22 protein-coding genes and 1 other RNA gene are annotated in these 21,217 nt (G+C 62.9%); 12 read left to right on the top strand and 11 right to left on the bottom strand.

What is annotated here, in order from left to right:
- Positions 1-232: 232 nt before the first annotated feature.
- The 5 genes from UCMB321_RS26325 to UCMB321_RS26305 all read left to right on the top strand — a co-directional run bounded on the left by UCMB321_RS26325 (position 233) and on the right by UCMB321_RS26305 (position 5,600).
- The gene (locus UCMB321_RS26325) at positions 233-931 is read left to right on the top strand and encodes a FadR/GntR family transcriptional regulator (protein ID WP_040071620.1); all 699 of its coding nucleotides are present in this window, start codon (positions 233-235) and stop codon (positions 929-931) included.
- A gap of 276 nt (positions 932-1,207) precedes the next feature.
- Entirely contained in the window at positions 1,208-1,534 is a 327-nt protein-coding gene (gene trxA, locus UCMB321_RS26320) for a thioredoxin TrxA (protein ID WP_040071619.1), read from the top strand.
- 242 nt (positions 1,535-1,776) lie between these two features.
- Positions 1,777-3,036, top strand: coding sequence for a transcription termination factor Rho (gene rho / locus UCMB321_RS26315; protein WP_040071618.1), 1,260 nt, complete (start codon positions 1,777-1,779; stop codon positions 3,034-3,036).
- Between the two features lie 129 nt (positions 3,037-3,165).
- Positions 3,166-4,632 carry a 4-hydroxy-3-polyprenylbenzoate decarboxylase gene (gene ubiD, locus UCMB321_RS26310; RefSeq protein WP_040071617.1) on the top strand — a complete coding sequence of 489 codons (1,467 nt, stop codon included), beginning with the start codon at positions 3,166-3,168 and terminating at the stop codon, positions 4,630-4,632.
- Positions 4,632-5,600 carry a CDP-6-deoxy-delta-3,4-glucoseen reductase gene (locus UCMB321_RS26305; protein WP_040071616.1) on the top strand — a complete coding sequence of 323 codons (969 nt, stop codon included), beginning with the start codon at positions 4,632-4,634 and terminating at the stop codon, positions 5,598-5,600. Before ubiD ends, UCMB321_RS26305 begins: the two co-directional genes overlap by 1 nt.
- A gap of 109 nt (positions 5,601-5,709) precedes the next feature.
- On the opposite strand, the gene UCMB321_RS26300 is transcribed toward UCMB321_RS26305, so the two are convergent.
- Positions 5,710-6,159: a hypothetical protein gene (locus UCMB321_RS26300; protein ID WP_040071614.1), complete on the bottom strand. Its 450-nt coding sequence runs from the start codon at positions 6,157-6,159 to the stop codon at positions 5,710-5,712.
- A 348-nt stretch (positions 6,160-6,507) separates the two neighbouring features.
- On the opposite strand from UCMB321_RS26300, the gene UCMB321_RS26295 reads away from it, so the two are divergent.
- A complete protein-coding gene (locus UCMB321_RS26295; RefSeq protein WP_040071613.1) occupies positions 6,508-7,155 on the top strand; it encodes a gamma-glutamylcyclotransferase in 648 nt (215 codons plus the stop codon).
- A gap of 222 nt (positions 7,156-7,377) precedes the next feature.
- Positions 7,378-8,463 carry an anthrax toxin-like adenylyl cyclase domain-containing protein gene (locus tag UCMB321_RS26290; protein WP_040071612.1) on the top strand — a complete coding sequence of 362 codons (1,086 nt, stop codon included), beginning with the start codon at positions 7,378-7,380 and terminating at the stop codon, positions 8,461-8,463.
- Between the two features lie 7 nt (positions 8,464-8,470).
- Here the strand turns inward: UCMB321_RS26290 and UCMB321_RS26285 are convergent, their stop codons facing one another.
- Both UCMB321_RS26285 and UCMB321_RS26280 read right to left on the bottom strand, forming a co-directional pair.
- Entirely contained in the window at positions 8,471-9,079 is a 609-nt protein-coding gene (locus UCMB321_RS26285) for a flagellar basal body-associated protein FliL (protein ID WP_040071611.1), read from the bottom strand.
- A gap of 118 nt (positions 9,080-9,197) precedes the next feature.
- On the bottom strand, positions 9,198-10,175 hold the full coding sequence (locus tag UCMB321_RS26280; RefSeq protein WP_040071609.1) for an NADPH:quinone oxidoreductase family protein: 978 nt from the start codon (positions 10,173-10,175) through the stop codon (positions 9,198-9,200).
- A gap of 157 nt (positions 10,176-10,332) precedes the next feature.
- Between UCMB321_RS26280 and UCMB321_RS26275 the strand changes: the two genes are divergently transcribed.
- Entirely contained in the window at positions 10,333-10,749 is a 417-nt protein-coding gene (locus tag UCMB321_RS26275) for a flagellar basal body-associated protein FliL (protein WP_040071608.1), read from the top strand.
- Between the two features lie 2 nt (positions 10,750-10,751).
- Here the strand turns inward: UCMB321_RS26275 and UCMB321_RS26270 are convergent, their stop codons facing one another.
- From UCMB321_RS26270 to UCMB321_RS26255, 4 genes are all read right to left on the bottom strand, one after another.
- On the bottom strand, positions 10,752-11,870 hold the full coding sequence (locus tag UCMB321_RS26270; RefSeq protein ID WP_040071607.1) for an ABC transporter permease: 1,119 nt from the start codon (positions 11,868-11,870) through the stop codon (positions 10,752-10,754).
- Positions 11,870-14,593 carry a ribosome-associated ATPase/putative transporter RbbA gene (gene rbbA, locus UCMB321_RS26265; RefSeq protein ID WP_040071606.1) on the bottom strand — a complete coding sequence of 908 codons (2,724 nt, stop codon included), beginning with the start codon at positions 14,591-14,593 and terminating at the stop codon, positions 11,870-11,872. The genes UCMB321_RS26270 and rbbA overlap by 1 nt, the downstream gene beginning before the upstream one ends.
- Positions 14,590-15,555 carry an HlyD family secretion protein gene (locus UCMB321_RS26260; RefSeq protein ID WP_040071605.1) on the bottom strand — a complete coding sequence of 322 codons (966 nt, stop codon included), beginning with the start codon at positions 15,553-15,555 and terminating at the stop codon, positions 14,590-14,592. The genes rbbA and UCMB321_RS26260 overlap by 4 nt, the downstream gene beginning before the upstream one ends.
- A 120-nt stretch (positions 15,556-15,675) precedes the next feature.
- Positions 15,676-16,125 carry an EVE domain-containing protein gene (locus UCMB321_RS26255; protein WP_040071604.1) on the bottom strand — a complete coding sequence of 150 codons (450 nt, stop codon included), beginning with the start codon at positions 16,123-16,125 and terminating at the stop codon, positions 15,676-15,678.
- A 185-nt stretch (positions 16,126-16,310) separates the two neighbouring features.
- Between UCMB321_RS26255 and UCMB321_RS30860 the strand changes: the two genes are divergently transcribed.
- On the top strand, positions 16,311-16,469 hold the full coding sequence (locus tag UCMB321_RS30860; RefSeq protein ID WP_157016069.1) for a hypothetical protein: 159 nt from the start codon (positions 16,311-16,313) through the stop codon (positions 16,467-16,469).
- A 46-nt stretch (positions 16,470-16,515) separates the two neighbouring features.
- Here UCMB321_RS30860 and UCMB321_RS26250 read toward each other — a convergent pair whose 3' ends face one another.
- The 4 genes from UCMB321_RS26250 to UCMB321_RS26240 all read right to left on the bottom strand — a co-directional run bounded on the left by UCMB321_RS26250 (position 16,516) and on the right by UCMB321_RS26240 (position 17,941).
- On the bottom strand, positions 16,516-17,121 hold the full coding sequence (locus tag UCMB321_RS26250; RefSeq protein ID WP_040071749.1) for a 5-formyltetrahydrofolate cyclo-ligase: 606 nt from the start codon (positions 17,119-17,121) through the stop codon (positions 16,516-16,518).
- Positions 17,122-17,207: 86 nt separating this feature from the next.
- Positions 17,208-17,386: non-coding RNA, 6S RNA (ssrS, locus tag UCMB321_RS30380), on the bottom strand.
- A gap of 31 nt (positions 17,387-17,417) precedes the next feature.
- Positions 17,418-17,735: a cell division protein ZapA gene (locus UCMB321_RS26245; RefSeq protein ID WP_040071603.1), complete on the bottom strand. Its 318-nt coding sequence runs from the start codon at positions 17,733-17,735 to the stop codon at positions 17,418-17,420.
- Positions 17,732-17,941 (bottom strand): TIGR02449 family protein, encoded by a 210-nt coding sequence (locus tag UCMB321_RS26240; protein ID WP_040071602.1) that lies wholly within the window; start codon positions 17,939-17,941, stop codon positions 17,732-17,734. The genes UCMB321_RS26245 and UCMB321_RS26240 overlap by 4 nt, the downstream gene beginning before the upstream one ends.
- A gap of 145 nt (positions 17,942-18,086) precedes the next feature.
- Here UCMB321_RS26240 and UCMB321_RS26235 point away from each other — a divergent pair, with 145 nt between their 5' ends.
- Genes UCMB321_RS26235 through ubiH form a run of 3 tightly spaced genes read left to right on the top strand, consistent with a single transcriptional unit; the run spans position 18,087 to position 21,188 of the window.
- Positions 18,087-18,641, top strand: a complete 555-nt coding sequence (locus tag UCMB321_RS26235) for a YecA/YgfB family protein (protein WP_040071601.1) — start codon at positions 18,087-18,089, stop codon at positions 18,639-18,641.
- A gap of 28 nt (positions 18,642-18,669) precedes the next feature.
- Positions 18,670-20,004 (top strand): Xaa-Pro aminopeptidase, encoded by a 1,335-nt coding sequence (gene pepP, locus UCMB321_RS26230; protein ID WP_040071600.1) that lies wholly within the window; start codon positions 18,670-18,672, stop codon positions 20,002-20,004.
- Positions 20,001-21,188, top strand: coding sequence for a 2-octaprenyl-6-methoxyphenyl hydroxylase (ubiH, locus tag UCMB321_RS26225; protein WP_040071599.1), 1,188 nt, complete (start codon positions 20,001-20,003; stop codon positions 21,186-21,188). The genes pepP and ubiH overlap by 4 nt, the downstream gene beginning before the upstream one ends.
- Positions 21,189-21,217: the final 29 nt, after the last annotated feature.

Raw genomic sequence — 21,217 nt, 5'->3', positions numbered from 1 at the left:
GAAGGGCGATCTCTGGCCGGGGCAGTGCACAGCCCATGCCACACTCGCTCGAAGCCTGTTCCCATGGGGATCGCAGGGCTTTTTTGGTCTTACTGGTCTGAACAGTTGCCGGTTTTTCGCACTCTTATCGGGCATCTGCCGGCCGTGCTGAACCAGTGCTGGGCGCGACTTGCCGGATCCGGCCAATAGCTTTACAACTAGCGCTTTCCCGGACCTGACAGTTAGAAAAACGATGAATTCGATCTCCCGCGCCGTCCCGGAAGTGGCGCTGCAAGCCATCCGCAAACTGATCGCCGAAGAAGGTTTCGGCCCGGGTGACGTGCTGCCCTCGCAGCGTGACCTGGCGTTACGCCTGGGGGTGAGCCGGGCGTCGCTGCGCGAGGCCCTGTCGTCCCTGAGTGCCCTGGGGGTGATCAGCGTGCAGCCGGGCAAGGGCGTGTTCGTGCAGGCACCGATGGAGCTGACGCCATCGACCGGCCTGGCGTGGCCGTTCGCGGCCCAGGCTTCGCCCGAGGATATCTTCCAGCTGCGTTATGCCCTGGAGGGTTTTGCCGCGGGCCTGGCGGCGGTGACCTTGACGGCGGATGAGCTGGATGCGTTGCAGGACAACGTCGAGGCCTTGCGGGTGGAGCTCAAGGCCGGGGATTTCGAGGCGGCCGCCCGGCTGGATTTCGACTTTCACCGACGCATCCTGCTGGCCAGCGGCAACCAGGCCATGGTCGCTATCCTCAGTGCCAGTGCCGAGTTGTTCCTGGAAAGCCAGAAGCTGCCGTTCATCCGGGCGGAGCGGGCCATGGAAACCTGGCAGGAACACCGCAAGATCCTCCGCGCCCTGGCGCGTCGCGCCTCGGGCCCCGCGCAGAAAGCGATGCAGGAGCACGTGCGCAATGCGGCCCTGCGCACTGGCATTGCCTTTGTCACGCCCGGCTGACCTCCGCCAAGGCTGAACAAGGACCCTGTAGGAGCGAGCTTGCTCGCGATGGACGTCAACGATTACGCGGAGAGCCTGGAGCTCCGCGGTGTTTGGGCTACCATCGCGAGCAAGCTCGCTCCTACAGAGGGCGCCTTTGTGCAGCGGGCGCGTATTGGGCTATACCCAAATTGATGATTTGTCATAGTTAGACTCAATCAACTGCAGCTTCCTGAACGTAGGAAGGCCAGCTATGATGGACCACGTTTTTTTCTGCTTACAATCACGGAGACTTCCATGAGCGAACACATCAAGCACGTCACCGATGCTTCCTTCGAGGCGGAAGTTCTCAAGGCCCAGCAGCCAGTACTGGTCGATTACTGGGCTGAATGGTGCGGTCCCTGCAAGATGATCGCCCCGGTGCTGGACGAGATCGCCAGCACCTACCACGGCAAGCTGATCGTCGCCAAACTGAACATCGACGAAAACCAGGAAACCCCGGCCAAGCACGGCGTGCGGGGCATCCCGACCCTGATGCTGTTCAAGAACGGCAACGTCGAGGCGACCAAGGTCGGTGCACTGTCCAAGTCCCAATTGACCGCTTTCCTCGACGCCCACCTGTAAGTCGGCGTCGTCAAAAAAGCCCCGCAAATAGCGGGGCTTTTTTCGTTGTCAGGGGCTAGACGCCTAGAAATCCAGGTGTTACATTCGGCCCTGCACTGGTTTCTCCACTGCCCCCTGCAAGCCGTCGCCGACGCACTCCTTTTCGAACAAGTACGCGATCCTGTCGCCTTCTCTGCGGCGCGGCCTCATTAAGCCAAAAGCTTAATTTCTCCCCCCTCCATAAATGATTACGTCATTCCTATATGAATCTGACTGAACTCAAGCAAAAGCCGATTACCGAACTGCTCGAATTGGCCGAACAGATGGGCATAGAAAATATGGCCCGTTCGCGCAAGCAGGATGTGATTTTCTCCCTGCTGAAAAAGCACGCGAAAAGCGGCGAGGAAATCTCCGGTGATGGCGTGCTGGAGATCCTCCAGGACGGCTTCGGCTTCCTTCGCTCTTCGGACGCCTCCTACCTGGCCGGCCCGGACGACATCTACGTCTCGCCAAGCCAGATCCGTCGCTTCAACTTGCGCACCGGTGACACCATCGTTGGCAAGATCCGCCCACCGAAGGAAGGCGAGCGTTATTTCGCCCTGCTCAAGGTCGACACGATCAACTTCGATCGTCCGGAAAACGCCAAGAACAAGATTCTCTTCGAGAACCTGACCCCGCTGTTCCCGACCGTGCGCATGAAGATGGAAGCCGGTAACGGTTCCACCGAAGACTTGACCGGTCGCGTGATCGACCTCTGCGCCCCGATCGGCAAAGGCCAGCGTGGCCTGATCGTGGCGCCGCCGAAAGCCGGCAAGACGATCATGTTGCAGAACATTGCTTCGAACATCACCCGTAACAACCCGGAAGTGCACCTGATCGTCCTGCTGATCGACGAGCGTCCGGAAGAAGTGACCGAAATGCAGCGCACCGTGCGCGGCGAAGTGGTCGCCTCGACGTTCGACGAGCCGCCGACCCGCCACGTGCAAGTGGCCGAGATGGTCATCGAGAAGGCCAAGCGCCTGGTCGAGCACAAGAAGGACGTGGTCATCCTGCTGGACTCCATCACCCGTCTGGCGCGTGCCTACAACACCGTGATCCCGAGCTCTGGCAAGGTCCTGACCGGTGGTGTCGACGCCCATGCCCTGGAGAAGCCGAAGCGTTTCTTCGGTGCCGCGCGTAACATCGAGGAAGGCGGTTCGCTGACCATCATCGCCACCGCGCTGGTTGAAACCGGCTCGAAGATGGACGAAGTGATCTACGAAGAGTTCAAGGGTACCGGCAACATGGAACTGCCCCTGGACCGCAAGATCGCTGAAAAGCGCGTCTTCCCGGCCATCAACATCAACCGTTCCGGCACCCGCCGCGAAGAGTTGCTGACCGCCGACGACGAGCTGCAGCGCATGTGGATCCTGCGCAAGCTGCTGCATCCGATGGATGAAGTCGCCGCCATCGAGTTCCTGGTCGACAAGCTGAAACAGACCAAGACCAACGATGAGTTCTTCCTGTCGATGAAACGCAAGTAAGTCGAGCAGGGCCGCAGAAGCCGGGGAAACCCGGCTTTTTGCTGCCGGGTGTTTGTTCGATTGCACGGTATTGGGGCGAACCGGGTAAACTGCCCACCCCGAACGCCACGGACTCTACGAGGCTCACGCATGCAGTATCGCGACTTGCGCGACTTTATCAGCGGCCTGGAACAGCGCGGCGAACTCAAGCGCATCCAGGTTCCGGTGTCCCCCATCCTGGAAATGACCGAGGTCTGCGACCGCACCCTGCGGGCCAAGGGCCCGGCGCTGCTGTTCGAGAAGCCCACCGGTTTCGATATCCCGGTGCTCGGCAACCTGTTCGGCACGCCCGAGCGCGTGGCCCTGGGGATGGGCGCCGACGCGGTCAGCGAGCTGCGGGAAATCGGCAAGCTGCTGGCCTTCCTCAAGGAGCCGGAGCCGCCCAAGGGGCTCAAGGATGCCTGGTCCAAGCTGCCGATCTTCCGCAAGATCATTGCCATGGCGCCGAAGGTGGTCAAGGACGCGCCCTGCCAGGAGATCGTCATCGAAGGCGATGATGTCGACCTCGGCAAGTTGCCGGTCCAGCATTGCTGGCCGGGCGACGTCGCACCGCTGATCACCTGGGGCCTGACGGTCACCAAGGGGCCGAACAAGGATCGCCAGAACCTTGGCATCTATCGCCAGCAGGTGATCGCCCGCAACAAGGTGATCATGCGTTGGCTCAGCCACCGTGGTGGCGCGCTGGATTACCGCGAGTGGTGCGAAAAGCATCCGGGCCAGCCGTTCCCGGTGTCCGTGGCCCTGGGCGCGGACCCGGCGACCATTCTCGGCGCCGTGACCCCGGTACCGGACAGCCTCTCCGAATACGCCTTTGCCGGCCTGCTGCGGGGTAACCGCACCGAGCTGGTCAAATGCCGTGGCAACGACCTGCAGGTGCCGGCTTCGGCGGAAATCGTCCTGGAGGGTGTGATCCACCCGGGCGAAATGGCCCCGGAAGGCCCCTACGGCGACCACACCGGCTACTACAACGAAGTCGACAGCTTCCCGGTGTTTACCGTGCAGCGCATCACCCACCGGATCAAGCCGATCTACCACAGCACCTACACCGGTCGACCACCGGATGAGCCGGCGATTCTCGGCGTGGCGCTGAACGAGGTGTTCGTGCCGATCCTGCAGAAACAGTTCCCGGAAATCACCGACTTCTACCTGCCGCCGGAAGGCTGCTCGTACCGCATGGCCGTCGTGACCATGAAGAAGTCGTATCCGGGCCACGCCAAGCGCGTGATGTTGGGCGTCTGGTCGTTTTTGCGACAGTTCATGTATACCAAGTTCGTTATCGTCACCGACGACGATATCAACGCCCGTGACTGGAACGACGTGATCTGGGCCATCACCACGCGCATGGACCCCAAGCGCGACACGGTGATGATCGATAACACGCCGATCGACTACCTCGACTTCGCCTCGCCGGTGTCCGGCCTGGGTTCGAAGATGGGGCTGGATGCCACGCACAAATGGCCCGGCGAGACCACGCGTGAGTGGGGCCGGGTGATCGTCAAGGATGAGGCCGTGACCCGACGGGTCGATGCCATTTGGAATCAGTTAGGAATAGATTGATGCGTGTGACCTTGCAGCCGTCCGGTGCCGTGCTTGAGATACGGCCTGGCGAGCGGATTCTCGACGGTGCCCGGCGCCTGGGCTATGACTGCCCGCAAAGCTGTCGCAACGGCAACTGCCATGTGTGCGCCGCGTTGCTGGTGGAAGGGAGGGTCGCGCAGGCCGGCGACGTGCGCGACCATGGCGAGTTCTACACTTGTATCGCAGAACCCCTGGAAGACTGTGTGGTGCTCTGGGATGGCGTGCTCGCGCAAGGAGAACTACCGGTGCGCAAGTTGGCCTGTCAGTTGATCGAATGTGCCGAGATCGGCGGGGATGTCTGGCGGGTGCGCCTGCGTGCGCCGGCGGGCAGGCCGCCGCGTTATCACGCCGGTCAGTACCTGATGCTCGAGCGCGACAATGGCGAGAAATCGGCGTTTTCCCTGGCGTCCGCGCCACATGCCGGCCGCGACCTGGAACTGCATGTGCTGGTGCGCGAAGCCAGCGCCCAGAGTCTGATCGAGCAGTTGCAGCGCAACCGCATGGCGCGGGTCGAGCTGCCGTTTGGCGACACCCACCTGGCGCAACTGCCGGATGGACCGCTGGTGTTGATCGCGGCGGGAACCGGCATGGCGCAGATGCACAGTCTGATCGAACATTGTCGTTCCACGGGTTTCCAGCATCCGGTGCACTTGTATTGGGGCGTGCGCCGGCCCGAGGATTTCTACACGCTGGACCACTGGGACGAGTGGGCGCAGTTGCCGAACCTGTTCCTGCACAAGGTAGTCAGCGACCTGTGTGGCTGGGAAGGGCGTTGCGGCCTGCTGCACGAGGCGGTCTGCGAAGACATTGCCGACCTGTCGACGGTGCACGTCTACGCCAGCGGCTCGCCGGCCATGATCTATGCGACGCTCGACGCCCTGGTGAGCGCCGGAATGGATGCGCATCAGATGCGCGCCGATGTGTTCGCCTACGCGCCGAGGCCTTAGCCGTTAAGAACGCTCGAAGCCGGGCGAGGCCCTGTGGCGAGCGGGCTTGCCCCCTCGCCACAGACAAGCCCCTCACCACAGGGGGGGGCTCAAACCGGCTGACAATCCTTCAGAAGCGCACGCCCGCGGTGAGCATCGCCGCATTGAACCCCAGCAGCACCAGTTCCGTTGCCACCGGCCCGTAATGCGCACCGACGGAAGGAATGATCACCGGCGCAACGCCCAGGTGATTCAACGGAATCTTGTCGCGGTACTGCCCGGTGTACCCTTGCAGCAAGCCGCCGCTGACCTTCAGGTACACCGGATAATTGGCGCTGTCGAAACGCTTGCCGGCATAGGCGTAATACGAGCGCTGGCTGAACGAGTTGCGAAACGTCGCCGCCCCATAGATAAAACCCGAGGCTTCATTACGCTCCAGCCCGATAAGGTCCTGATGGTTGTTGTGGTCAGGGTCCGATGAGAAATGGTGGGTGACGATGCCGGTTTGCAGATACCAGAAGCCCTTGTCACTGGCGTTCGAATCGTCCGGCGATTGGGCCCAGGCGGTGGATACCAGCATGGACAGGCACAGTGCGGGGATAAGAAGTGATTTGCCCATGGTCATTGACCCCTGGTGAATACGTAGCGGTTAAGTAGGCGGCCGTTATACGTACGTCGAGATCGGGTTGTCAGACCGCGGGCTCTGAAATGTATGTAGGAATTATCCTTGGCGCAGTGTTTAGCTTATCGTTATGCGATTTTAATAGTTTATTTATTTATTGCAGAATATTTGGCTATATATCCATCGGACCACCGACGAAGGCAAGCTGGCCTACAGCACTTTTTCGCCACGCGGTTACAGCGGCGCGTTTTATTACGGTAAAGTGACTGACAACTGGTAATGATCAGGAACCCCGCGCAATTCGCCATGACCGCTATCGATCCTGCGTTGCCGAGTTTGGCCTATCCGCCGCGCCTGGAACTGGGGGCGCAACTGACCCACGAGCAACTGCTCTGCTCCATGCAGGCCACCATGGCCCGGCACAAGGGCGGGCCGGTCTGGCTGTTCGCCTACGGCTCGCTGATCTGGCGTCCCGAGTGCTCCACCGTGGAGCGGGTGCGCGGGCGGGTCCACGGTTATCACCGGGGCCTGTACCTGTGGTCTCATGAGCATCGGGGCACGCCGGAGTTTCCGGGGTTGGTGTTCGGCCTGGACCGCGGCGGTTCCTGCAGCGGTTTTGCCTACCGGTTGCCGGACGATCAGTTGGAGGCTTCGCTCTATGCCTTGTGGCAGCGGGAGATGCCGGTGCCGTCCTACCGTCCGCACTGGCTCAGTTGCCGGTTGGAAACGGGGCAGACGGTCCAGGCCCTGGGGTTCGTGCTGGAGCGGCATTTGCCCAGCTATGCCGGCAACCTGCCGGATCATGTGCTGAACCAGGTACTCGAAAGCGCTTGCGGGCGCTATGGCACTACCCGCGACTACGTCGAACAGACGGCCAGCGCCTTGCGCAGCCACGCCATGCCGGATCGCAACCTGGAGGCGCGGCTCAAGCGCTGCCGTTCGGCCTCGCATTAATCCCCCCGAAGACGTTTCAGGCAACACCGTGAAATACAACACTCTATTTTTATAGGCTTCGAAAGCGATATTTGATATCGACTAAATAAGGAGTATGAATGGAAGTGTCGAAAGTTTATTGGGTTGTATTTGTGCTCAAGAATTGTTTCATTATCCGCATTCATGAATGAAGCGGGGCAGTGCTATAACTGATCATCTTTTGACGGTGAGTGGCGTTGCTCTATGAAACTTAATTTGTTGCGTGGTTTATCGGCGATTACCGGTACAGGCATGCCGATAGAGCATGGCAGGGCATTTCAACAGGTGGCCGATGCTCAAAAATGTGTGATCTCCGTACGGGCGGTGGGGCCCCTTGCCACAGGCTTGCTGCTTGAAGGCTATGCAACGAAAGGGTTTCACAATAAGGCTAAAAGTTGTACTTGGGGGCCGATGGCCGGTTTTGTCCTGGCGGACCCCAGGTTCACCAAGAATCCGGACTTTCAAAGTCAGCGTAAAGCATTACAAGAGACCGTGCATTCAGGGGCCGGCCAAACACCGCTTTATATCACCGATAAACGACGTAAAGCGCTGGAGAACCCACTGAAGTGCATGACGTTCGCAGGCGGGAATAATCTTGAAATGCACTATACCGCCGCCGATCCGTCGGGTGCTCCCATCAAGTTTGTATTGAAACAGACAGCGTCCGTTGCGGGCGCCAACGGAGAAGCGCTGTGGGGGGTGTTTTACGGGCCGCAGGAACGCCGCCTGTCCAATGACTTGAAAGAGATGAATCAAGCGCCGGATCGTGCCAGCCTCCTGCCGGTCATGGCCATCGTGGATAGCCACTGCTCGCCGCAAGTACGCGATACTTATCGGGCCGCAACGACCTGTGATTATGACCTGTGGGCGGTATTCCCCCGGCGTCATGCCTATTCCCGTTCAGGCGCAGACCGACGCATGGTGCCTGATACCGATCGCTTTCCCCGGGGTATGGACGTTTATACCCGACATGAACATCCCGACCTGGGCAATATGACCCCGCGCATCAGGGGGATTCGAAACGCCCTGAACACGGCCGTTTGCGCGGCAGGCTATCGTGGGGGAAATGTGGTGCATCACAGCGACGAAGCGGGCCGCCCTCTGGTAACGGACATTGATTTCCCCTCGCTGTTCTTCATTCCGGGGGAAGAGGCTCATTGTGTCGGGAATGTGCATGAGCTGAAGCAGCTGCTCTGCGTGTTGGGGTTTGACTACGTACTCGGATTGAATCCTGGCTGGCATCGTCAGCTAGGCCTCACCATGACTCGGCAAGGCCATTACGAGATATAGCGCAGCTTCAGGAGCGAGCCCCGGTACCGGGAAACGGTGGCTCCTGGACCTTTTCGCTGCGGGACTCGATCAACTGCCCCTGGTGATCGAAGCGCAGCACGATCAGCCAGTCATACACATCTTCCGGCCAGTGCTTGTACCCGGTGAGCTTGGTCGCATCGCCGCCGAAGGCTTCGATCAGGTTGTCGATATGCCCGTGGTGCCAGGCGATCAACACCACCGGTGCGGCGTTGTCCTTGCCCAGGGACTTGACCAGTTTGTCGACCTCGTCGTCGGCGTAGGGTTGTTCGATGGGTAGATTCAGGCGTTGGGACAAGGGCGTGAGGGTCAGGCGTGGTCGTTCGCTTTCCTTGCTGTCGCTGGTGGCGATCAGGCGTCGTGGCGTCAGTTGTCCACCGTCCAGTTGCAAGGGGTCGAAGTAGCTGGCGTAGGCTTCGGCCCGATGTTCACCCTCGGGACTGAGCCCGCGACCCTCGGCGGGTTTCTCCGCATGGCGGACGATCAGCACCGTGACGTCGCGCAGGCCGTCGTCCTTTTGGGCCATGGCCGGCATGGCGAGTGTCAATGCCGAGAAGGCGAGCACGCCGGGGAGCAGTGTCTGTAGCAGCTTGATCATGGATTTGCCTCGATGGGATACAGGGGCGCGCTCCTCATGAGCGCGCCTCGACCATGGGCAAAATATAGCGGTGTTTGGCCGGCTTGCCGGATGAAACCGCGGTCAGCGCCTCAGGTGCTCAACGCACCTGCACCACCACCTTGCCGACCGCCTTGCGCTGGGCGAGGTCATTGATGGCCTGGGCGGTGTTCGCCAGTGGATAGGTCTGCGACACCAGCGGCTTCAATTTGCCCTCGGCGAACCAACTGAACAGTTGCTGGAAGTTGGCGGCGTTGTCCTGGGGCTGGCGTTGGGCGAACGAGCCCCAGAACACCCCGAGCACCGCGGCGCCCTTGAGCAGCGCCAGGTTCACCGGCAGCTCCGGGATGCGCCCGCTGGCAAAACCCACCACCAGTAGGCGGCCGTTCCAGGCGATGGAGCGGATGGCCTGGTCGAACAGGTCGCCGCCCACCGGGTCGTAGATCACGTCGGCACCGTTGCCGTCGGTCAGGCGCTTGATTTCATCCTTGAGGTTGTCCTGGCCATAGTTGATCAGTTCGTCGGCGCCGAGGGCCTTGGCCACCGCGAGTTTCTCGGCGCTGCTGGCGGCGGCGATCACCCGGGCACCCATGGCCTTGCCGATTTCCACGGCGGCCAGGCCCACGCCTCCGGAAGCGCCGAGCACCACCAGGGTTTCCCCCGGCTGCAGCTGCGCGCGCTGCTTGAGCGCGTGCATCGAGGTGCCGTAGGTCATGCTGAAGGCCGCGGCGGTGGTGAAGTCCATGGCGGCGGGGATCGGCATCACGTTATAGCCGGGGACTTTCACCTCTTCGGCAAAACTGCCCCAGCCGGTCAGGGCCATCACCCGGTCGCCGACCTTGAGGTGACTGACCTTCTCGCCCACGGCGGCGACCACGCCGGCGGCCTCGCCACCCGGGGAAAACGGGAAGGGCGGCTTGAACTGGTACTTGCCCTCGATGATCAGCGTGTCCGGGAAGTTCACCCCGGCGGCGTGCACCTGCAGCAGGATCTCGTTCTTGGCCGGTTGGGGACTGGCGACCTCTTCCAGCACCAGCGTTTCGGCGGGGCCGAAGGCTTTGCAGAGCACGGCTTTCATCGGGCTATTCCTTTGGGAGTGATGGCCGATAAGTGTAGGTGTGTGAGTCAGAGGGTCAACGAGCATGCCCCGCCCTGATAGTCCGCCATAAGCTTTTTGCTTGGGCGCTGCGGTGCGGGTCGCTATGCTAGGCCGCAAACCGGATAAGGAGCGAATTGTGAAAGCGTTGATCATGTTGATGTTGGCCTTGTCCCTGCCGATGGCGGCAGTGGCGGCGGAAGAGGCCAAGGAAGGGGAAGGGGCGGGTTCGAAAGTCAGCTATATCAGCTTGACGCCACCGTTTGTCGGTAACTATGGCCTGGATGGCGGCCCGAAACTCAAGGTGTACAAGGCCGATGTGGCCTTGCGGGTGACCGGCGACGAGGCGGCCAAGGCGGTCAAGGCCAATGAGCCGCTGATCCGTAACCAGTTGGTGGCGTTGTTCGCCCAACAGACCGTGGATTCGATGAGCAATGTCGACGCCAAGGAAAAGATGCGTCAGGAAGCGCTGAAGCAGGTTCAGCAGGTGATGAACGACGAAACCGGCAAGCCGGTGGTCGAGGACCTGCTGTTCAATAACCTGATCGTTCAGTAAACCTAAGACGCCAGGCTCTTGCGAAACCGCGCCAGGGCCACGGCGAAGAACACCAGGCCAATGGCCGCCAGCGCCAGCAGGTCGGGCCAGACCACGCTGACCCCGGCATTGCGGAACAGGATCGCCGCGCCCAGGCTGACGAAGTGTGTCGACGGCGAGCCCTGCATCACCCATTGCAGCCACGTCGGCATGCTGTCCAGCGGTGTGCTGCCGCCGGACAGCAGGAGCATCGGGATAATCACCGGGATTGCCAACAGGCCGAACTGTGGGGTCGAGCGCGCCAGGGTCGCGAGGAAGATCCCCAGCGCCGTGCTGGCGAACAGATAGAGCCCGGTCACCCCCAGGAACAACCCCAGCGAGCCGGCCAACGGCACGCCCAGCGCGCCCTTGACGATCACCTCCAGCGACACCCAGGTGCAGATCACCACCACCAGCAGGTTGCTCCAGATTTTCGCCAGCATGATTTCCAGGGCCGTGAGCGGCAGCACCAGCAGGTGATCCAGGGTGCCGTGCTCGCGTTCGCGCAGCAGCGCGGTGCCGGTGAGGATGATCGCCAGGATGGTGATGTTGTTGACGATCTGGATCACCGCCAGGAACCAGCCGCCTTCCAGGTTGGGATTGAACAACGCCCGGCTATTCAGCTTGACCGGTGTCTGGCTCGCCGCCTGGGCCTGGCCGCTGTAGTCGAGGAGCTCGCGCTGGAAAATCCGCCCGATATAACCGGCACCCATGAACGCCTGGCTCATGGCGGTGGCATCGACGTTCACTTGCACGGCGGGTGAGCGCCCGGCCAGCAGGTCGCTCTGGAAGTTGGCCGGCACATTGACCACGAAGGTGTATTGGCCGCTGTCCAGGGCGCTGTCCAGGCGGTCGTAGGCCAACGGCGCCGGGCGCTGGAATTCCGGCGGTTGCAGGGCTTCGCCCAGTTGCCGCGACAGCGCGCTGCGGTCCTCATCCACCAGGGCGACGCTGGCATTGTGCACGCCGATCACCGAGCCGGCCGCCGGCATGTAGATCGCCACGCTGAAGGCATACAGCAGGAACAGCAGCAGGACGCTGTCATGGCGCAGGCTGGTCAGTTCCTTTACGCCGAGGCGCAGGATATGGGTGAGCTTGTGCATCAGGCCTCCTGCTTCTTGAGCATGATCAGGCTCAGGCCGGTAAACGCGACGAAGAATCCGAACAATGCCAGGCACTGCGGCCAGAGCTGGCGCAGATCCAGGGCCTTGGTGAAGGTGCCGACGGCGATGTCGAGAAAGTGCCCGGCGGGGAACAGCATGCCCATCAGCGCGGCGGCACCGTCCAGCGACGAGCGTGGCACGATCAACCCGGAGAACTGGATGGTCGGCAGGCTGGTGATGATCATGGTGCCGAGGATCGCGGCGATCTGGGTGCGGGTGAAGGCCGAGATCAGCAGGCCCATGCCGGTGGTCGCCAGCACATAGAGCATGCCGCCCAGGGCCAGGGTCAGGCCGCTGCCCTTGAAAGGCACGCCGAACAACCAGCGGTTCATCGCCACCAGCAGGCCCAGGTTGACCAGGCTGACCGCCAGGTAAGGCACCTGCTTGCCCAGCAGGAACTCCAGGCGGGTCAGCGGCGTAGCGTAGAAGTTGGTGATCGAGCCCAGCTCCTTCTCGCGGACGATGCCCAAGGCCGTGAGCATCGCCGGGATAAAGGCCAGTATCAGCGCCATCACCCCCGGGCCGATGGCGTTCACGCTGACCACATCCTGGTTGTAGCGAAAGCGGGTTTCCAGTCTGGCCGCGGGTCGGGCGCCGTAGGCCGGGCTGCTTTGCGCCGCCAGTTGTTCGAGGTTGGCCTGGTGCACCGCCTCGACATAATTGCGGCTGGTTTCCGCGCGAAACGGCATGCCGCCGTCCAGCCAGGCCGCGACCGTGGGTTGGCGTCCGGCATACAGGTCGCGACCGAAGCCCGGCGGGATCTCCAGCGCGAGCTTGATCTCCGAGCGTTGCAGGCGCCGGTGCAGTTGCGCGGCGTCGCGGATCGGCGCTTTCTCCTCGAAGTAGCGCGAGCCGCGGAAGGCTTCCAGGTAGGCCCGGCTTTGCGGCGTCTGGTCCTGGTCATGCACGGCAAAGGCGAGGTTCTCCACGTCCAGCGAGATCCCGTAGCCGAAGATCACCATCATGAACAGCGCCCCGAGCAGAGCGAAGGCCAGGCGCACCTTGTCGCGCAGCAGTTCCTTGCTTTCCCGGCTGGCCACCGCCAGCAAGCGCGCCAGGCTGAAGCCGGTCTTGTTCGGTGGCAGGCCGGACGAGGGTGGTGCCGTTTCTGCGACCGCGCCCTGCGGTTCCGCCTGGCTATCCTGGGCCTGTTCCAGGCAGCGAACGAAGGCCGCCTCCAGGGTGTCACCGTGGAACTGCCGTTGCAGGGCGTCCGGGGTGTCGCAGGCGAGCACCTGGCCGGCATGCATCAAGGAAATGCGGTCGCAGCGCTGGGCTTCATTCATGAAGTGGGTGGAGAGAAAGATCGTCACCCCCTGTTCCCGCGACAATTCGATCAGCAGGCGCCAGAAGTCATCCCGCGCGGCCGGATCGACCCCGGAGGTGGGTTCGTCGAGGATCAGCACTTCCGGGCGATGCAGCACCGCCACCGCCAGCGACAGGCGTTGACGCAGCCCCAGGGGCAGGGCAGCGGACGGCTGGTCGGCGATCTCGCCCAGGTCGAAACGCCGGATCAGTTCCTCGATCCGTGCCGCGCTGTCGGCCTTGGGCAGGTCGAACAGGCGTCCATGCAATTCAAGGTTCTGCCGCGTGCTGAGTTCACCATACAGCGAGAAACTCTGGGACATGAAGCCGACGCGCTTGCGGGTCGCCAGGTCTGCGGCGTCCACCGGCCTGCCGAGCAGGCGGGCACTGCCTTCACTGGCCGGCATCAGGCCGGTGAGGACCTTCATCGTGGTGGTCTTGCCGCAGCCGTTGGAACCGAGAAAACCGAAGATCTCGCCCCGACCGATGGCGAAGCTGACCTTGTTCACCGCCGTGAAGTCGCCGAAGCGCAGCGTCAGCTCGTGGGCTTCGATGGCGATATCGGCCTGGCTGTTGTCCCGGGGCGGGATCATCAAGGGCTGGTTGTCGTGGCCGTTGTTGCCCTGGAAATGGGTGAAGGCGTCGTCGAGCTTGCCGCTCACGGTGCTGGCGGCCAGTTCCTGGCTCAGGCCGGCGGCGATCAGGCGGCCGCGGTCGAGCATCAGGCAGTGCTCGAACTGTTCGGCCTCCTCCATATAGGCTGTGGCCACCAGCAGCGTCAGTCGTGGGCGCTGGTGCCGGACGTCGTCCACCAGTTCCCAGAAGCGCCGCCGCGACAGTGGATCGACGCCGGTGGTGGGTTCGTCGAGGATCAGCAGGTCGGGGTCGTGGATCAGTGCACAGCACAGGCCGAGCTTCTGCTTCATGCCGCCGGAGAGCTTGCCGGCCGGGCGCTCGCTGAAGCGCTCAAGGTCGGTGGCGCGCAGCAGGTTGTGCATGCGCAGGTCGCAGTCGGCTTTTGCCAACCCGAACAAGGTGGCGAAGAAGCGGATATTTTCGCGGATCGACAAGTCGGGGTAGAGGTTGCCGCCCAGGCCTTGGGGCATGAAGGCGATACGCGGGTACAGGCTGTTGCGGTGGCGGCGCTCGTCGATGGCGCCGTCGAGCACCTGCAACTGGCCTTGCTGGAGTTGCTTGACCCCGGCAATCAGCCCCAGCAGGCTCGACTTGCCGGCGCCGTCCGGGCCGATCAGGCCGCAGCGGGTGCCGGCGGGCAGGCTGAAAGCGATGTCGACCAGGGCCTGTTGGTCGCCGTAGCGATGATGGATGCCACTGGCTTGCAGCGCCAGCCCGCTCATTTCAGATTGGCCGGCCAGTCCACGGGGGCCGTGCGTACATAACCGGCACCGGGCATGCCGGGCTTGGCCTGGGGCACGGCGGCGGGTTCGGTCAGGCGCAGTTTGACCCGGAACACCAGTTTTTGCCGCTCGTCACGGGTCTCCACTTCCTTGGGCGTGAACTGGGACTTGGCGGCGACGAAAGCGACTTTCGCCGGCAGGGGGTGTTCGGGCAGGGCGTCGAGCACCACCCGCGCTTCGTCGCCCTGGGTCAGGCGACCGACGACGGCGGCGGGCAGGTAGAGGTTCATGTACTGGTCGCCGGGGGCGATCAACAGCAGTACCCGGCCGCCGGCACCCAGGACTTCCCCGGGTTCGGCCAGGCGCAGTTGGATAATGCCGTCGAGGGGTGCGCGCAGGCTGCTGTCGTCGATTTCGCTGGTCAGCTGGGCGACCTGGGCCTGGGCGGCGCCGATGGTGGCGTTGATCGCCGAAACCTGGGCCTTGGCGGCGGCCAGTGCGGCGTTGCCGGTGTCGTAGCGGGCCTGTTGCTGGTCGATCACCTGGCCGCTGGCGAAACCGCGCAGGGACAGTTCGCGAAAGCGCTTGAGTTCCTGGGCGGCCAGCAGCAGTTCGCTCTGGCGCAGTTGCACATTGGCCTGGGCGGCGACGAAGTTCTCGCGGGCGCGCAGCACTTCGGCTTCGGCCTGGTTGAGTTGGGCTTCGAGGGTGCGGGTGTCGAGGCGGGCCAGCAGTTGGCCCTGGGTGACCTTGTCGCCTTCGTGGACCAGCACCTCGGCCAGCCGGCCCGGGGTCTTGCTGGCGATCTGCACTTCGGTGGCTTCGAGGCGACCGTTGCCCATGCCCAGGCCTTGGGGCAGGCGGTCGTGGAGGGATTTCCAGTAGCCGAAGCCGCCGGCGGCGGCCAGCAGCACGAGCAGGGAAGCGGCGAAAAGACGGGAGCGGCGGTGATTCGTCGACATGCTTGCATCCTGCATCAGTAGCGGTCGAGTCTGAGCGAATACGCGGCGAAACGCGTTGATATCGGTCAAATGAACGGCAAGCCTAACCTGAATCGAGCGCGGGATGCATCGCCGGCAGGCTCAGCGCAACGCCAGAACCGTTGCCCACTGCTCGGGCGTGACGGGCATCACCGACAACCGGCTGCCTTTCTGCACCAATGGCATTTGCGCGAGTTCTGCCTGCTGCTTCAGGTAGCCAAGCCCGAGCACTTTGCCGAAGGTCTCGACATGCGCGACCTGCAACGCGCTCCAGGGATTCTTCTCGGCGCTGGCCTTGGGGTCGTGATACGGGCTCTCGGGGTCCAGTGCCGTCGGGTCCGGGTACGCCGCCGCCACGATCCGACCGATCCCGGCAATCCCCGGCTCCGGGCAACTGGAGTGATAGAAGAAAAACTCGTCGCCGACGGCCATTGCCCGCAGGAAATTGCGCGCCTGGTAATTGCGCACGCCATCCCAGCGCGCCTCGCCGAGCTTGGCCAGGTCTGCAATGGACAGCTCGTCGGGCTCGGATTTCATCAGCCAATAGGCCATGGTTTTGCTCCTTGGGCAATTTGTCAGGCAATTTTCCGTACTACCCGACAGTCGGTTGACGTCAATGTTTGCGTAGTGCTTCACGTTATCGCAAAATGCCGGGATTTTAAGCTTGACGCTGCTGCGCGGCCTGATAACGACAACCGCTGCTGTCATCGTGGATCATTTGCCTAGGGGGGCAATCGATGAAACGCAAACCGGATTTACTATGGATTCTGGTGATTTTGTTCGGTTTGGGCGTGGTCACTACAGGCTATGCCCAAGGCCTCTGGTCCGGCAAGAAAGACCTGCCGGTGGAAATCGTCCAGCAGCAACCGCAGCAGTCGACCCTGTTCAAGCGCTGATTCCGGCGGTTCCTGCAGGGGTTGTGATCGACCCGATGTTTTTTTGTCAGGGCGCGAAATACCAGGCACGGTCCGTGACGGTGCCCTGTAGCGGCACATCCCAGCTGGCCTGATTCAACTTTCCAACTTTTTGACACTCATGGGCCAGCCCCAGCAGTGTCGGCTTGCGCCAGCTCTGGCGACGGGCCAGGTAGGCCAGGCTGCGGTCATAGAAGCCGCCGCCCATGCCCAATCGCCCGCCCTCCGTATCGAAACCCACCAGTGGCAGCAGTACCAGGTCCAACGCCCAGACCTTGCGTTGCGCCGCCAGGTTGACCCGTGGCTCAAGGATGCGAAAGCGATTGGGTTGCAGCTTTTCCCCCGGCCGAATGCGCTGGAACACCATCCGGGTGCGGGGCCAGGCGCTCAGCACCGGCAGATAGGTGTGCTTGCCGCGTCGTTGCGCTTCGCGCAGCAGCAGGCGCGGATCGATCTCACCGTCGGTCGGCAAGTACAGGGAAATGTGTCGGGCGCGGCGAAACAGCGGGTGTTGCGCCAGTTGCCGGTACAGGCCGCGCGCGGCCTGGCGTTGTTCGCTGGCGCTGAGCGCCCGGCGGGCCTTGCGCAGCAGTCGTCGAAGTTGCGGGCGGGAAGGCGGCGCAGGTTCGGTCATGGTGTCTGGCTTGGGCAATCGAGCGACCAGGGCGGCCACCCGTTAACGCCAATGCCGGCGGTGATGGCCGGCATTGGGCTGGAATCAGGCTCCCCGACGTACCGCTGTCGGCTTGGCCCTTGAACCCGAGAGTTCAAGGTGGAAGTTGCAGGGGGCGTTAAGGCTTTCCGTCTAGCGGACATGCACACCGGCCCCAACGTGCAACCCCCGTGGTTTTGCGAATCGGCTCAGGGACATCACCAACTGGCAAGCACTCCAGGGAGTGACATCAGTATACCCGAAACTGGCCGTAGGAATCAGCCTTTGCTGTTGTCCGGATCAGAGGACAACGCCAGGTCGACACGATCCAGCAAATCACGCACCTGCTCGCGGGTCGGGCCGCCGGCCTGCACGTCAGGCCGTTCCTGGCGGTGCAGCAGGTCGTGGGTGATGTTCAGGGCGGCCATCACGGCGATGCGGTCGGCGCCGATGACCTTGCCGCTGCTGCGGATCTCGCGCATCTTGCCGTCCAGGTAGCGGGCGGCGCTGACCAGGTTGCTGCGTTCTTCCTGTGGGCAGATGATCGAATATTCTTTATCGAGGATCTGCACGGTCACGCTATTGCTTGAACTCATGAGTCTTGCTCCAGGGCTTTGAGGCGCGAAATCATCGATTCGACCTTACGCCGGGCGATTTCGTTTTTTTCAATGAGGGTTGCGCGCTCCTCGCGCCAGGTCTTTTCCTGAGCTACTAAGAGTCCATTTTGGCTTTTTAGTTGCTCGACCCGGGCAATCAGCAGTTCGAGTCTGGCCATCAGCGCTTGCAGGTCGGTGTCTTCCATCGTGTATCCACTGAATATGACTGATGAGCGGTAGTAAGCGCGGCGCGGAGCAAACGTTTGGACGGCCGATGGTCTGGCTCGTGCGCGAATGCTAGGATACAAGGCCTTCATTCTAGACATTGCGCCGCTTGGCGCCTAGCCGCCCATGCCTATTCAGAATTCCCCGTATAACGCCTTCGCCACCCTGCTGAGCTCCAGCGGTCACCCGGTCTCGCCGGCCGAACTGCACGGCCTGTTGCTCGGGCGCAGTTGCGCCGGTGCCGGCTTCGAACCCGACAGCTGGCTGGTGGATGCCGCCGAACTGCTCGAAGGCGAACCGCAAGACAACGTGCGCAACGCGCTGATCGGTCTGCAGGAGATGGTCAAGGGTGAGCTTACCAGCGATGACATGACCGTTGTCCTGTTGTTGCCCAGCGACGACGCGCCCCTGACCGAGCGTGCCGCCGCACTGGGCCAGTGGTGCCAGGGCTTCCTCGCCGGTTTCGGCCTGACCTACCGCGCCAACGCCCTGAGCGTCGAGGCCACCGAAGTGCTCCAGGACCTGGCGGCCATCGCCCAGGTGCAGGATGCCCTGGAAGAGTCCGACGACGCGGAAAGCGACTATATGGAAGTCATGGAATACCTGCGGGTCGCGCCGCTGCTGTTGTTCACCGAAGTCAACAAACCGGCTGAACCGGCTGCCAAGCCTTCGCTGCATTAAGTCTCTGGACAGGGAGCGCCGTCTGCCCATGATTCATATCCCGAAAGCGGAATACGCCCGGCGCCGCAAGGCCCTGATGGCGCAGATGGAGCCCAACAGCATCGCAATCCTGCCGGCCGCCGCCGTGGCGATCCGCAATCGTGATGTCGAGCATGTCTATCGTCAGGACAGCGATTTCCAGTACCTGAGCGGCTTTCCCGAGCCCCAGGCGGTGATCGTGCTGATACCCGGCCGGGCCCACGGCGAATACCTGCTGTTCTGCCGCGAACGCAACGTCGAGCGCGAACTCTGGGACGGCCTGCGGGCCGGCCAGGAAGGCGCGATGCGTGATTTCGGGGCCGACGACGCTTTCCCCATCAACGATATCGACGACATTCTCCCGGGCCTGATCGAAGGGCGCGACCGGGTCTATTCGGCCATGGGCAGCAACCCGGAGTTCGACCGTCACCTGATGGAATGGATCAACGTGATCCGCTCCAAGGCCCACCTCGGTGCGCAACCGCCGAACGAATTCGTTGCCCTGGATCACCTGCTGCACGACATGCGCCTGTATAAATCGGCGGCGGAAGTGAAGGTGATGCGCGAGGCCGCGGCGATTTCCGCCCGTGCCCATGTGCGGGCGATGCAGGCCTGCCGCGCCGGCCTGCATGAGTTCAGCCTGGAAGCGGAGCTGGACTACGAGTTCCGCAAGGGCGGGGCGAAGATGCCGGCCTACGGTTCCATCGTCGCGACCGGGCGCAACAGCTGCATCCTGCACTACCAGCAGAATGACGCGGTGCTCAGGGAGGGCGACCTGGTGCTGATCGACGCCGGTTGCGAGATCGACTGCTACGCCAGCGATATCACCCGCACCTGGCCGGTCAGTGGACGGTTTTCGCCGGAGCAGAAGGCGATCTACGAACTGGTGCTGGCGGCCCAGGAAGCGGCGTTTGCCGAGATCGCGCCGAACAAGCACTGGAACCAGGCCCATGAGGCCACGGTCCGGGTCATTACCGCAGGGTTGGTGGAGCTGGGACTGTTGCAGGGCAATGTCGACGAACTGATCGCCGACGAAGCCTACAAGGCCTTCTACATGCACCGTGCCGGCCATTGGCTGGGGATGGATGTGCATGATGTCGGCGACTACAAGGTGGGTGATCAATGGCGCGTGCTGGAAATCGGCATGGCGCTGACCGTGGAACCGGGGATCTACATTTCCCCGGACAACCAGAACGTGGCGAAGAAATGGCGGGGCATCGGAGTGCGCATTGAGGACGATGTGGTGGTGACCAGGCAAGGTTGTGAAATCCTGACCGGCGGCGTACCCAGGACCGTGGCCGAGATCGAGGCGCTGATGGCGGCTGCCCGGACCGAAGCGGCATGAGTCGGTTCAACCTGGCGATCATCGGCGGTGGCCTGGTCGGTGCCAGCCTGGCGTTGGCCTTGCAGGCCGGGGCCAAGGCCCGGGGCTGGAAGATCGTCCTGATCGAGCCGTTCGCCCCCGGCGACAGCTACCAGCCCAGCTACGACGCGCGTTCTTCGGCGCTGTCCTTCGGTGCCCGGCAGATCTATCAGCGCCTGGGCCTGTGGCAGGCGATCGGCCAGCGGGCCGAGCCGATCAAGCAGATTCATGTGTCCGACCGCGGGCGTTTCTCCACCGCGCGGCTGTCCGCCATGGAGGAGGGTGTGCCGGCCCTGGGCTACGTGGTGGAGAACGCCTGGCTGGGGCAATGCCTCTGGCGGGCGCTGGACAAGGAGGTGATCAGTTGGCGCTGCCCGGCGGAAGTCACTCGCCTGCAGCCGCTGGAAGACGGCTATCGGCTGACCCTGGGCGATGAAACCCAGCTGGACTGCGACCTGGCGATCCTGGCCGACGGCGGCCGTTCCGGGTTACGCGAGCAGTTGGGCATCGGCGTGCGCAAGCGTCCTTATCACCAGAGTGCGCTGATCGCCAATATCACCACCAGCGAAGCCCACAATGGCATGGCCTTCGAGCGGTTTACCGACGAAGGGCCGATGGCCCTGCTGCCGCTGCCGGATAATCGCTGTGCGCTGGTCTGGACCCGGCTCGGGATGGATGCCCAGCGCCTGGCCGAGCTGGATGAGCGCAGTTTCCTCAGCGAACTGCAGAGCGTGTTCGGTTATCGCCTGGGCACCTTGCGCCAGGTCGGTGTGCGGCACCTGTACCCGTTGAGCCTGGTGGAGGCCGAGGAACAGGTGCGCGGGCATCTGGTGGTGCTGGGCAACGCCGCCCACAGCCTGCATCCGATTGCCGGGCAGGGCTTCAACCTGTCCCTGCGCGATGCCCAGGCCCTGGCCGAGGCCCTGTTGGCGAGCACCGCGCCGCTGGGGGACCTGGCCACCTTACAGGCCTATCAGGCGCGCCAACGCCTGGACCAGCAGCTCACGGTGGGGTTCTCCGACCAGGTCACCCGCTTGTTCGGCAACACCCAGCCGCTGGTAGCCCTGGGGCGCAATATCGGCCTGCTGGGCCTGGACCTGCTGCCGCCGGCCAAACGCTGGTTCGCCCGGCAAGCGATGGGCCTGGGCACCCGTTCCGATGCCTAGGGCATTCACCTTCACTTAAGGCTTAAAGC

Origin of the sequence: Pseudomonas batumici (assembly GCF_000820515.1) — a bacterium.
GTDB lineage: Bacteria > Pseudomonadota > Gammaproteobacteria > Pseudomonadales > Pseudomonadaceae > Aquipseudomonas > Aquipseudomonas batumici.
This window is presented reverse-complemented; position numbering and strand designations above follow the sequence as displayed.